This is a genomic window from Pseudoalteromonas luteoviolacea (assembly GCF_021654285.1).
In the GTDB taxonomy this organism is placed as follows: domain Bacteria; phylum Pseudomonadota; class Gammaproteobacteria; order Enterobacterales; family Alteromonadaceae; genus Pseudoalteromonas; species Pseudoalteromonas luteoviolacea_J.
This window is the reverse complement of sequence record NZ_JAKFZS010000010.1, coordinates 82,725-95,518: the sequence shown is the minus strand read 5'-3', so window position 1 is coordinate 95,518 and position 12,794 is coordinate 82,725. Positions and strand designations below refer to the sequence as shown.

Annotated in this window: 9 protein-coding genes; 8 read left to right on the top strand and 1 reads right to left on the bottom strand. The window is 44.0% G+C overall.

Annotated elements, in window-relative coordinates; genetic code table 11:
- Nucleotides 1–48 precede the first annotated feature (48 nt).
- The 5 genes from L1077_RS11345 (at nucleotide 49) to yacG (ending at nucleotide 4,934) form a co-directional block, all read left to right on the top strand.
- Nucleotides 49–1,284 carry a type II secretion system F family protein gene (locus L1077_RS11345; RefSeq protein WP_237136957.1) on the top strand — a complete coding sequence of 412 codons (1,236 nt, stop codon included), beginning with the start codon at nucleotides 49–51 and terminating at the stop codon, nucleotides 1,282–1,284.
- Between the two features lie 36 nt (nucleotides 1,285–1,320).
- A complete protein-coding gene (locus L1077_RS11340) occupies nucleotides 1,321–2,211 on the top strand; it encodes a prepilin peptidase (protein WP_237136956.1) in 891 nt (296 codons plus the stop codon).
- Nucleotide 2,212: 1 nt separating this feature from the next.
- Nucleotides 2,213–2,818 (top strand): dephospho-CoA kinase, encoded by a 606-nt coding sequence (coaE, locus tag L1077_RS11335; protein WP_237136955.1) that lies wholly within the window; start codon nucleotides 2,213–2,215, stop codon nucleotides 2,816–2,818.
- A gap of 123 nt (nucleotides 2,819–2,941) precedes the next feature.
- Nucleotides 2,942–4,618 (top strand): type IV-A pilus assembly ATPase PilB, encoded by a 1,677-nt coding sequence (gene pilB / locus L1077_RS11330; RefSeq protein WP_237136954.1) that lies wholly within the window; start codon nucleotides 2,942–2,944, stop codon nucleotides 4,616–4,618.
- 76 nt (nucleotides 4,619–4,694) lie between these two features.
- Nucleotides 4,695–4,934 carry a DNA gyrase inhibitor YacG gene (gene yacG, locus L1077_RS11325; RefSeq protein WP_063361085.1) on the top strand — a complete coding sequence of 80 codons (240 nt, stop codon included), beginning with the start codon at nucleotides 4,695–4,697 and terminating at the stop codon, nucleotides 4,932–4,934.
- Nucleotides 4,935–4,938: 4 nt separating this feature from the next.
- Here the strand turns inward: yacG and L1077_RS11320 are convergent, their stop codons facing one another.
- Nucleotides 4,939–5,811, bottom strand: coding sequence for a LysR family transcriptional regulator (locus L1077_RS11320; protein ID WP_237136953.1), 873 nt, complete (start codon nucleotides 5,809–5,811; stop codon nucleotides 4,939–4,941).
- A gap of 103 nt (nucleotides 5,812–5,914) precedes the next feature.
- Here L1077_RS11320 and L1077_RS11315 point away from each other — a divergent pair, with 103 nt between their 5' ends.
- The 3 genes from L1077_RS11315 (at nucleotide 5,915) to L1077_RS11305 (ending at nucleotide 12,757) form a co-directional block, all read left to right on the top strand.
- The gene (locus L1077_RS11315) at nucleotides 5,915–6,967 is read left to right on the top strand and encodes an alpha/beta hydrolase (RefSeq protein ID WP_237136952.1); all 1,053 of its coding nucleotides are present in this window, start codon (nucleotides 5,915–5,917) and stop codon (nucleotides 6,965–6,967) included.
- 148 nt (nucleotides 6,968–7,115) lie between these two features.
- Entirely contained in the window at nucleotides 7,116–7,991 is an 876-nt protein-coding gene (locus L1077_RS11310; protein WP_237136951.1) for an AraC family transcriptional regulator, read from the top strand.
- A 236-nt stretch (nucleotides 7,992–8,227) separates the two neighbouring features.
- Entirely contained in the window at nucleotides 8,228–12,757 is a 4,530-nt protein-coding gene (locus L1077_RS11305) for an alpha-2-macroglobulin family protein (protein WP_237136950.1), read from the top strand.
- Nucleotides 12,758–12,794: the final 37 nt, after the last annotated feature.

Genomic DNA, 12,794 nt, shown 5'->3' with positions numbered 1-12,794 from the left:
GCTGGCATTAGTGCCAGCCCCTTTTCTTATTTTTTATGAACAGGTTTTATGGCTCTCTCCTCTAAAGATAATTCAGCAAAAATAGATACCTTTGTCTGGGTGGGTGTCAGTGCGCGTGGTAAAAAGCTCGAAGGTGAGATGACAGGCACCAGCGTTGCCCTAGTCAAAGCACAGTTACGTAAACAAGGAATTACTCCATCCAAAGTAAAGCGCAAGCCAAAGCCGCTTTTTGGCATGAAAAGCGTACAAAAAATTACCCCAAAGGATATTTCTATTGTTACTCGGCAAATCGCCACTATGCTTACTGCAGGTGTATCCTTAGTACAGTCACTAGATATGATTGCCTCTGGTGCAAAAAATAAAAGTGTCAGTAAACTCGTCGGCTCTATCGCTGATGAAGTCAAAGCTGGTCAGCCTTTAGCAAAAAGCCTGCGTGCCCATCCGCGTTATTTTGATGAATTATATTGTGATCTGATCCAATCCGGTGAGCAATCAGGTGCTTTGGACCGCATTTTTGACCGTGTCGCCCTGTACAAAGAAAAAGCCGAAGCCTTAAAATCAAAAATAAAAAAAGCCATGTTTTACCCTGTCGCGGTCATCACTGTGGCATTAATTGTAACCTCTATCTTACTGATTTTTGTGGTACCGCAGTTTGAAGACATCTTCAACGGATTTGGTGCAGAACTCCCCGCTTTTACACGTTTAGTGATCAGTATTTCTGAGTTTATGCAGGAGTATTGGTGGATCATGTTAATCGCCATTGGCGGTGGCGGATACATATATAAAGAGATGCTCATTCGTAATAAAAACGTCAAACACGCCAACGACCGCATGATTTTACGACTCCCAGTAATTGGCGAGATATTGAGAAAAGCAGCCGTAGCACGATATGCGCGTACGCTGTCAACGACCTTTGCAGCAGGTGTCCCTCTCGTCGATGCGCTAGATTCGGCGGCCGGTGCCGCTGGCAATGTAATATATAAAAACGCCATTTTAGATATCAAAGGTGAAGTCAGCTCAGGTAACCAAATGAACTGGGCAATGCGTAACTCAAAAATATTTCCAGATATGGTGGTGCAAATGGTTGCCATTGGTGAAGAGTCTGGTGCACTTGATAGCATGCTTGGCAAAGTAGCCAGTATTTACGAGCAAGAAGTAGACGATGCTGTTGATGGCTTATCTACCTTACTTGAGCCTCTCATTATGGCCATACTTGGCGTTTTAGTTGGCGGCTTAATCATAGCCATGTACCTACCCATATTCCAATTAGGTAGCGTTATCTAATAAAACTCACTGTTTAACAATAATAAGAGTATTCCTATGCAAGATGTCTGGCATTTAATGCAGCAACAACCTTGGTTTTTTTTGTTGTCGGTTGGCTTAGTAAGCACCTGTATTGGCAGCTTTTTAAATGTCGTCATTTATCGCCTTCCAGTCATGATGGAAACCGAGTGGAAATCCGAATGTAAGGTCATTCTTGGGCAGCAAGAGTCCAATGACAATAATGCACAAACCAACTCTAAATCATTTAATTTAATCACCCCAAGGTCGACCTGCCCCAGTTGTAGCACGCAAATTAAAGTACAGCACAATATTCCAATTCTGAGTTGGTTGTTTTTAAAAGGCCGCTGTGCAAACTGCGATACGCCGATTTCAGTGAGATACCCAAGTATAGAAATGCTGACTGCCATCTCTTCACTGTGGGTCGCTTGGCATTTTGGTGCCACTTCTTTATCGCTGTTATACATCCTTATCACTTGGGGCTTGATTGCACTGATCTTCATTGATATTGATAAGATGTTGCTCCCTGACCAAATCACCCAACCTATGTTGTGGCTCGCTTTATTAAGTGCAGCTGTAGGTTATACCATAGCCCCTGTCGATGCTTTATGGGGCGCAGCCCTTGGGTATCTCAGCTTATGGAGTGTGTACTGGCTCTTTAAATTACTCACCGGTAAAGAAGGCATGGGCTATGGCGACTTCAAACTGTTAGCCATTTTTGGTGCGCTACTTGGCTGGGAAGCAATTATTACCATTATTTTGCTTTCTAGCGTCGTCGGAGCGGTTATAGGCAGCGTTCAATTAAGTGTGCAAGGCAAAGACAAAGCCACCCCCATTCCATTTGGACCTTACTTAGCCATTGCTGGATGGTTATGCCTATTTTATGGTGAATCGTTAAAAAGCTGGTACTTGAATTTATTAGGGGTGTAATATGTCATCTTGGATCTTGGGCCTCACGGGTGGCATTGGCGCCGGAAAAACAGCTGCGACACGCCACTTTGAAAGTTTAGGCATTGATGTTGTTGATGCCGATATTGTGGCAAGAGAAGTCGTGATGCCAGGGACGACTGGATTAAACAGCATTGTAGAGCGATTTGGCAGCAGTATTTTATCATCTGATGGTACTCTGGACAGAGCCAAACTTCGGAATATCATTTTTAATGATGAAACAGAAAAATCCTGGCTCAACGAGTTATTACACCCTTTGATCCGAGCACAGATGCTCTCGCAGTTAGCGAACGCTGCCAGCCCTTATTGTATTTTATGCGCCCCTCTATTGTTTGAAAATGGTTTAGAAAAGCTATGCCATAAAACATTATTGATTGATGTACCTAACGACGTTCAAATCGCACGTACTAGCGCTAGAGATAAGGTCTCACAAGAGCAAGTCAAAAATATCATTGCCGCACAAATGAGGCGGGAAGATAAGTGCCTCAAAGCCGATTATATTATCGATAACAACCGACCATTAACCGAGGTTCAAGTTGATTTAGATAACTTACATCACATTTTTTTAGCTGCATCTAAAACCAATTAAACACTTTATTTGTTGAATTTTATATCATTCTCTAGAATGATAATAATTGCGCTTGCTTTGTGTAAGCGCAGTCACTGATTATTTGCTACATTAGTGTAAGCTGTTGAAGTATTAAAGGACATTATGGAACATCACTCTCCATTACTGAGAAAATTCATTACCTTAGGTAGAATTACGCCAGATCAAATAAAGGCGAAGCAATCCGAGGCAACGACCACTGCTGAGCTAATCTGCTTATGTAGCGGTATGTCTGGACAAGAATTAGCTGAACAATGCCTTGATTTGTTCCGCGTGCCATACTTTGATCTCAATGGTTTTGATGTAGAAAATGTGCCTAAAGAACTGATCAAAGAAAAGTTAATCAGGCAACACTACCTTCTTCCTTTAGTCAAAAAAGATCGCAAACTGTTTATCGCAACCTCCGATCCAACCGATTATGGGGCGTTTGAAAACTTCGAGTTCAGCACGGGGTTACAGTGCGAAATTGTGGTTGTTGATCACAAGCTATTAGAACAAAAAATAGATCAACTCTTTGACTCCAGCTCAGGCCTGTCACTCAGTGAGGACGAATTTAAAGAGTTTGCCAGTCTAGATGTAGAGGATGAATCGCCGTCACAGCAGCAAGATGAAGAAAAAGACGATGCGCCGATTATTGTCTACATCAACAAAATTCTCATGGATGCGATTAAAAAAGGGGCCTCAGACTTACACTTTGAACCCTACGAGAAAAAATACCGAGTGCGCTTTCGTATCGATGGTATTTTGCATGAGATGGCAAGCCCACCCAATACCTTAGCAAGCCGTTTGTCTGCTCGTATCAAAGTTATGTCTCACCTCGATATTGCTGAGAAACGAAAGCCGCAAGATGGCCGTATTAAGCTCAAAATATCCGAGCGTAAAAGCATCGATTTTCGTGTCAGTACTTTGCCCACCATGTGGGGTGAAAAAATCGTAATGCGGATACTCGACTCGTCTGCCGCTAAATTGGGAATTGATGTATTAGGTTATGAGCCAGAACAAAAAGATTTGTATTTAAATGCCCTTGAGCAGCCACAAGGCATGATCTTAGTTACCGGTCCCACAGGCTCTGGTAAAACCGTATCCCTTTACACTGGCCTCAATATTTTAAATAAGCCCGAGCGCAACATCAGTACAGCGGAAGATCCAGTTGAAATCAACCTGGAAGGGATAAACCAGGTTCAGATCAACACAAAAGCCGATATGACTTTTGCTAACGCGCTTAAAGCATTTTTACGTCAAGATCCCGATGTGGTCATGGTGGGTGAGATCCGAGATCTGGAAACAGCTGAGATCTCCATCAAAGCAGCCCAAACAGGCCACTTAGTAATGAGTACCCTGCACACCAACTCAGCGCCTGAAACACTCACACGATTGCTCAATATGGGTGTACCAGCCTATAACGTGGCAAGCTCTGTGAGCTTAATTATCGCTCAGCGTCTAGCACGACGCCTGTGTCCAAAGTGCAAGGAGCCAGAAGAGTTACCAAAAGAAGAATTACTCAAGCAAGGCTTTACTGAAGACCAAGTTAAAGACCTTACGCTATATGCACCCAAAGGCTGCGACCACTGCACAGACGGATATAAAGGCCGTGTCGGGGTATATGAAGTGGTAAAAATTACCCCTGACATGTCGCACAAAATTATGGAGGGAGCGAACTCTTTGGAGATTGCAGCACTTGCTGACAAATTAGGGTTTGATAATCTACGTAAATCAGGTTTGAAAAAAGCGGCATCCGGCGTGACTTCGTTAGCTGAAATCAACCGCGTCACAAACTACTAATTGCGTTCAGACTCACTAGTATAGTTTGCTGCAAAGCAGTAAACTATATGGGTCTATCACACCATGAGTATCCATTATGCCAACAGCTGTCCAATGCCCAACATGTCAAAAAGAGGTGATCTGGTCGGCACAAAGCCCGCACCGTCCATTTTGCTCTAAGCGCTGTCAACTTATCGACTTAGGTGAGTGGTCTGAAGAAAACAATAAAATTTCTAGCCCCGTGCAAAGTACAGATCTTGCCCAGCCCGATCCGCAAGCGCTCATCGAAGACATCGAGGCAATGCTCGCGAAAAATGAAGATGACTTTTTTAAGTAATGCACTAAGTTCTGAGTAGTTCATATAAACGGCTCATTCGATCATGCACTTGCCAATCTTGGCAATAGAGAAAGTAGTCAACACTCGGCAAGTGCTCAGTTATCTCAATAAAATCAACCTGAGATGCATATTTTCCCCGCATAGATTGAGGCACAATCGCAAACCCCATTCCCGCCGCTACCAAAGACAGAGTCGTTGACTTGGTTTTGACTTCTTGTACAACATTCATTGTTGCCTTTGCCTGAGTAAACGCCGCTGCTATCGTCTCATATAATTTAGGCTGTAATGCCTTTGGGTAGTGAATAAATGGTTTGCCACTAAAGGTCTTTATCGATGTCTTGGTCAGGCTCAACTGCCATTGCTTGGGACAGGCAAAGACATATTGCTCACTGCATAAGTAGTGAATATCACTTGCAGGTAATTCTGGGTCAAATAAGCGAATGATCGCTCCGTGTAGTTGTCCTGATTGGCATCGCGATACCAACTCTGCACTTGTTCCCTCTTCCAATGCCAAATTTAATTTGGGGGACTGGGCAGATAACACAGTCATCTTATTTGCCACCAAGGCTTCAAATGCTAAGCCAATACAACCCAGCTTAATCGGCTGCAGCTTACCCGTTTGAAAGCTTTGCACGCACTCACCGAGCTCAGCATGCGCTGCGAGTACGCGCTGAGCTTTTTTAACAAATATCGCCCCAAAAGGCGTCAAGCACACCGAACGGGTTGAACGCTCAAATAAAGCCATGCCTAAATGGCTTTCGATTTGCCTGATCTGTTGACTCAAAGGAGGTTGAGACATATGCAATTTCAATGCTGCTCGGCTAAAACTGAGCTCCTGCGCCACGGTCACCACATAGTGGAGCTTTTTTATATCCATCCAATTTATATTCATTACATATAAATCAATCTATTTTTATATTTGTTATTAATTTAGGCACATTGTAAGTTAACTGCAAGCTTTATCAGCAGGAGTCATAATAATGAAAACACTAATATTTTTACTGCTTATTTTTACCAGTAGTACACTTAAAGCCGAAATCATCAACGTACCTTTTCACTCAAAATCATTGGAAAACAGCTTAATTGGCACCAAAAGTACCCGTGATATTCATATCTATTTGCCTGACGGCTACCACGAAAGCAACAAACGCTACCCTGTCTTATATTTACTAGGCGCCTATAGTTGGCCAGTAAAATACAGTGCGCGCATTGAACCCATGCTAGAAAACCATAAAAAAAATGGCCAAAACATGGAGATGATCATTGTTATGTTGGAAGGCAACACACCGCTCAGAGGCAGCTTTTACGTCAACTCAGAGGTCCATGGTAATTTTAGCGACTACGTCATCAAAGAAGTATTGCCTTGGGTAGATCGTACCTATCGCACTAAGGCTCAAACTAAACATCGCGGTATCGCAGGGTTTTCAATGGGCGGTACGGGTGCGCTTCGATTTGCAGCAAAACACCCTGACTTGTTCTCACATGTATACGCATTAAGCCCAGGTATGTTTGATGAAAAAGGCATGGCTAAATCATACCTAACTTCAGAAGCAGCAATTAAGCGCTACCAAGCATTTAAGCAAAAACTCGCGACGACACAAGATCCAAAAGCTGTGATGGAAGCTGAGTTTGCCTCTTTCCAAGGTCGTGAGATTTGGAACAACGGTCAAGAAAATAGCTACAGCGCCTACTTAATGGCTTATGCAGGCGCCTTTGCAGGCCATACAGGACAACCTTTTGGTGTGCATTACAGCGTTGACGCATCTCAAAAACCGCTGTGGTTCAAAGGGTTTGGAGAGCTAGTAGAGTTGTATTCAACCTCTGCTGTTGTTGAGCAGCTCAGCTCAGTACGCATCGATGTGGGCGACAAAGATGATTATATCTGGATCACCGAAGGTGTCCTTGCACTCAAAGAAAAAGCAGAGGCTAACAAGGTGCCCATTCACTTTGAAGTGTTCCCCGGTGGTCACAGTGATAAAGCACTTGAGCGTCTAGAGCACCATATGCTGCCATTTTTCAACACACGTTTGTGATCCTTCCTGAGGGGTTCCCATGTCGGGCCCCTATTTTTCCTTATCGCCAAAATTCGCAAACATTATCAATCCAGCTTGCGCTACTTTAGCCATGTCGTCAAAATCAATTAGACGCATTGCAACACTTAACCGTAACGAGTAGCGACACATGAAACACAAGTTAAGTACACAACATTATTACGAAGACCGAATGCTCAGGGTTATCGACTACCTATACGAGCATGCTGGTTCAGAACTTGATGTGAATACATTGGCAGATATCGCCTGTATGTCTGCTTATCACTTTCATCGTATTTATCGTGAGTATGCGGGAGAGACAATCAATGTCACAGTGAGAAGAATGCGTATGTTGAAGGCGGCAACTTATCTAGTTCGCAGCGACTTAAGCCAGCAGCAAATCGCCAAGCAAGTTTGCTATGGCAGTGTTGAGGCATTTAACCGAGCCTTTACCAAGCATTATGGCGAAACACCGAATCAATATCGCCAGCGACGTGCTTATGCCACGCCTGAGGTCACTGCGCTGTACCCAACGTCTTCTAAGGAGTATCACCCCATGTACACAGTTGAACAACAAAATATTGAATCTATTGAATTAATTGGTTTAAATCATCACGGTGATTACATGCAAATTGGCCAAGCATTCGAAAAGCTTTCTGTCATGGCCGCAAAAGCAAATTTGATTGACCAAGATACGTGCTTTTTTGGCATTTACTTTGATGATCCTGAGTCTGTGCCTCATGCCAACCTCAAATCTATGGCCTGTATTGCAGTCGATAAAACTAAGCTGCCAGAGCAGCATGATTTTGAACGCCTGACCATCCCAGCAGGAAAGACTGTCAGCATTCTCTTTAAAGGTGATTACACTGAACTGGAAAAACCTTACAACTGGCTATACGGCCAATGGCTTCCCCAGAGCCAATTTGAGCTCGCTGACTTTCCGCCATTTGAAGAGTATTTAAACGATTTAAAAGACACCGCACCACAAGAGTTACTTACGCGAATTAACTTTTTAGTCGCCGAATAAAACATACATGTATATCAGCCACCTATGCCCGTGGCTGGTATACATCCTCCCTTATGATTTAGACGCACGGGCACCAGTATTTTCGCTATACAGCATACATTTCGTACTAAACCCCATTAAGTTACTGATAAATTTGTACTAATCCTTTACTCGTATACGATATTAATACGATAATCACCCTATATTCATGTAAGTTGCGTAAACTTATTTCATATCAGTATTGTTAGGGGAAAGTCATGAACGCAAGGAGTGTGTATACCAGCTGGTTAATCATCTCTTTATTATTTGTCACTATTGGCTGGCATCACGCCGCTGTAGCCGAATCTAAAAAGCGACAAACACCTCAAATTGCAATTGTCGGTTCGGGACCATTGGTACCAAAAAGTAGCACACAAGCGATCCCCATTAGTTACAAAAATACCCGTGAAGTCGATATCGAAATTTTACATATCACCAGTGCCCATGATTTTTTACAACGTCACTATTTGAACGATAAAATCTATCCAAGTTCATTAGATAGATTGAGTTACAGTTACGAAAGTGTCTTTGCTGACCGCTATACCTTACCAGCAGGGCAAGAAGATAAAATACACTCCGCGAAATTGCCTGTTCCAAAAAACTTACCGTCTGGATGGTATATTGTGACACTCAAAGCCGCTGGTCAGTTTGGTGACTTGCAAGCAAAGCACATGCTCCTGACAGAGCTAGGTATTCAGGCAAGAGTACAAAAGCATCATGCCACATTCAGCGTCAATTATTTACAAAATGGCCGCAGCGCGAAAGGTGCCAAAGTCAGTATTTATCGTAAACACGAACTCATACGTCAAGGCACAACAAATGCACAAGGCAACATAGACTTTACGGTCACCTTAGAACAAAACGACATCGTTATTGCTGAATTAGAACAAGAAGACAGCCCTCCCCACCTGGCCATTTTACCTCTCAAAGAAGTACCACTTGATCTGTCAGCCTATCAACTTGGCGGTCGTTTATATCAAGAAACCGAAGCCTATATTTACAGTAACCGAGATCTTGTTAGGCCTGGGGACAGCCTGCCTATCAATATCTTACTGCGCGACTTTGATGGCAATAAGACCAGTATTGAGGCACTGACCCTATCGGTCAAGAATTCACGCCAAGAGCAAATCCTCACAGAAACTTTGCAAGCTCAAGAAGCAGGTTTTTTCAGCAAATCACTCAAAACCGCCAATGACTGGCCAACAGGTCGTTATACAGTTGGCGTTAAACTTGACCCAAGTGCCCGCAACTTTATCGCTGAGATGACCTTTCAATTGGAAGAGTTCGTACCTGAGCGTATGGATCTTAAGGTAACAGAGCAGGCTCCCTTTGTTTTCGCTGGCCAAGAAAATACCCTCACATTAAATGGTAAATACTTATTTGGTAGCCCTGCTGCGGGAAATACATTTAAAACAGACGTAAGCCATCAGCCAGTAAGGCACTTTACTGGACCTTACAAAGCCTTTGTTGTCGGCCAAGATTTTTACTTATCTGGTCGTTATAAGTCACTTGAAAATAAACAACTCTCTGAGCAAGGCGAAGCACAAGTTAAAATAAGCACACCCCGTGCGGGGCAAATTAAAAGCCCGATAAAGACCCAAGTTTTTATTGCCCTGCAAGAAGCCGGTGGCGCAGCTGTGCAACGCACAAGTACTTTCACTAGCTGGCGAAAAAGTACAATTCCAGGGATCAAACCGCTAAGCAAAAATGTTAAATACAGCTCTGATGCAGGTTTTGAAATCGCTTTGCTCTCCGCAGATGGCCAAACCCTCTCTACTGGTAGCGTCAAATTAGAGCTTTACTATGATCAGGGCAACTACTACTGGATGTACGAAGAAGGCATCGGGTGGCAACGCAAAAAGCAAGATAGATGGCGACAGGAACAACAAAGTGTTATTGACTTAAATGCCGATATCGCTCGCATCGAACTACCGGTTAAATGGGGAAATTACCGCCTTGAAGCCACAGATCTAAACACAGGGAGTAAAACTCACTATGAATTCTATGCTGGCTGGTATCGCGGTTATGGCCAATACGCTGTTAAACCAGAGCATCTACAACTCACTCTCAATAAAAAAGCTTACAACACGGGTGAGCAAGCTGCACTGACTCTGACCTCACCCATCAGTGGCGAACTCATGGTGACCCTTGAATCCCATAAAGTCATCTGGTCACAAAAGCTTGCCGTAAAAAAAGGCCAAAACCAAGTTGTCATTCCACTTAACAAGCTACCGAGTCGCCATGATCTGTATGTCACTGCCACCGTATTTGGTCAGCAGCAAGGGGCACCTAAACGCTACTTAGGCGTGATACCACTTCCTCTAGAAAGAAGCGCGCGTCAGATCCAGCTAAAAATCGACCTCCCTGATCATGTTGAGCCACTGCAAACCTTACAGATCCCAGTGACAGCAGAAGGTTTAACAGATCAAGGTTCAACTTGGGTAACCGTCTCTATGGTTGACAAAGGGATCATTAATCTCAGCCGCTTTAGGCCAGAAAACCCGTTTGATTACTTTTTTGCACAGCGCCGCTACAGTGGCGACATAATCGATCTCTACTCTCGGCAATACGATCCGCGCCCTAACCCGTTTGCACAGTCCAGATTTGGTAGTGACAGTATTGAAAACAATACCAACCGGAACGATGACTTGGTCGAAAGTAAAACCATTCAATTGATGTCACGGCCAGTGCGACTGGAACAGGGTAAAGCCCTTGTTGAGCTCACACTGCCTGACTATAACGGACAAGCGCAACTTATTGTTACCGCATTTAACGACAGCCAAGTAGGTCAACTCGTACAAGATCAAATAATCCGCATGCCACTGGTGGCAGAGCTCAGTGTGCCACGTTTTTTGGTACCAGGTGATGCGTCATCGGTCACATTGGATATTCATAACCTCAGTGGTCAGGCTCAAACATTTGATGTGACGCTCAGCGTTGATAATCATGTGACAATTGCAGAGCAAACGACATATACTGAGACGTTAGGCGAGGGGCAGCATTGGAGCAAAACAGCTGCAATTCATACCCAAGCTAACAATCCAGATGGCATCGCGACATTTACCCTCCGTGTTACTGGGGGCAACTTAGATGTGACGCGCAGTTGGCGGGTGCCTGTTGGCTACATTGAACCCTGGGTGACCCTAGCTAAAAACACGCAATTACAACCAAATGAGACCTTAACGGCAGATATATCCAATTGGGGTGGCCTCAAAGTCATTGGTGGCAAAGAGGGCAAACTGCTCATCAGCCATACCCCCATTCTCAATATCGCGCAATTTGCATCAGGTCTTCATAGCTACCCATATGGATGCGCTGAGCAAACCACCAGTAAGGCATGGCCCTTTATTTTACAGAACTCGCAGCTTGATAAATTTCAGCAAAGCGCGCTGCAACAAAGTAGCAAATTAACCAGTAGCAAAGACTACCTCAGTGCCGCCGTGAGCCGATTAAAAACCATGCAGAAGGCCACTGGCGGGTTTGGTACTTGGGGCAGCTACAGCCAAGAATCCCCATGGCTGAGCGTTTATGTCACTGACTTTCTCACTCAAGTCAGTACACAATACCCAGAAATTGTGCCAAAAGACATGCTTCAAGAAGCCCAATATCGCGTATTACGCTACGCAAGGGGCGATTTTGTAAATACTTTGACCTCACAACCCGAGGCCGCCATAGCCGCAACGACTTATGCGGCCTACCTATCGAGTAGCCTTGGAAAACTCAGTTACAGTGACATTGAAGCACTGCAAATCAGCACATTCCCATCACAATTGAGTTTGATACAATTTGCCGCTGCACTGGCCAATACAGGCGCTATTGCACAAGCATCTGCGCTACTCAACCAATTTGATGCGCAAACCAGAGCCGACGACTATATTTACGATTATGGCAGCCAAGTGCGTGATGATGCCATGGCTATTATCGCTTTGAATCAAATGGCGCAATTAAGAGGTATACAAAGCAAAGCACGTCGTATTGCAAATACACTGGCAACCTCTTTACCTGCACTCGCCATCAATAAGCAATGGCTCAGTACACAGGAACAAGCGGCACTATTGCGCTCAGCCATTGCCATTGATGAGCAAAATCAACAACCTCTGAGCGTGGTGATCAATGGCAATACAATTGAGCATCAAGGGCTATTAACGCACCCGCTTACAGCCGGGCTGGTGTTAGAAAATACCACTAATAGTCCATTGCATGTACAGCAGCTGCATACCGGTTACCTAGATTTTAACCCCGCTATCGCTAACCAAATTAACCCTTTTAATACCGTTAAAATGAAGCATTTTTTAAGGCGCTGGTTTACGCTTGAAGGCAAACCAATTGATGAACAAGTATCTTTAAAAGTAGGTGATCGCGTCCTTGTCGTACTCGATGTGGAAAGTAAAGAACGCATTCATGATGCCATGATTGTAGATAGGATCCCTGCAGGATTTGTACTTGAAAACCCCGCTTTGCTGCAAGATTTAGATATTCAAAAATTACTCCCTGAAGGCGTAGTACTAAGCCAAATTGAGCACCAAGAATATCGTCATGATAGATATGTCGCAGTAACGGATTTAAAACCACGCCAGCAATATCATAGGTACAGTGATGATAGACCAAGGCAGCAATTTGCTTACTTGTTGCGTGCAGAAGTACCGGGCACCTATGCCAACCCGCCAAGTTTCATGGAATCAATGTACAGACCGCAAAAACATGTGCTCTATAGTCAATTCCCATCTACACTCACTATCGAAAGGTAACTTCAAGCGCCCTGATATGGGCGCTTACCACTACCAA

Bases quoted from the DNA above. Each gene is read 5' to 3' on its own strand.
- L1077_RS11345 (WP_237136957.1), top strand. From the start codon at position 49: ATGGCTCTCTCCTCTAAAGATAATTCAGCAAAAATAGATACCTTTGTC.
- L1077_RS11310 (WP_237136951.1), top strand. From the start codon at position 7,116: ATGAAACACAAGTTAAGTACACAACATTATTACGAAGACCGAATGCTC.
- L1077_RS11315 (WP_237136952.1), top strand. From the start codon at position 5,915: ATGAAAACACTAATATTTTTACTGCTTATTTTTACCAGTAGTACACTT.
- L1077_RS11305 (WP_237136950.1), top strand. From the start codon at position 8,228: ATGAACGCAAGGAGTGTGTATACCAGCTGGTTAATCATCTCTTTATTA.
- pilB (WP_237136954.1), top strand. From the start codon at position 2,942: ATGGAACATCACTCTCCATTACTGAGAAAATTCATTACCTTAGGTAGA.
- yacG (WP_063361085.1), top strand. From the start codon at position 4,695: ATGCCAACAGCTGTCCAATGCCCAACATGTCAAAAAGAGGTGATCTGG.
- coaE (WP_237136955.1), top strand. From the start codon at position 2,213: ATGTCATCTTGGATCTTGGGCCTCACGGGTGGCATTGGCGCCGGAAAA.
- L1077_RS11340 (WP_237136956.1), top strand. From the start codon at position 1,321: ATGCAAGATGTCTGGCATTTAATGCAGCAACAACCTTGGTTTTTTTTG.
- L1077_RS11320 (WP_237136953.1), bottom strand. From the start codon at position 5,811: ATGGATATAAAAAAGCTCCACTATGTGGTGACCGTGGCGCAGGAGCTC.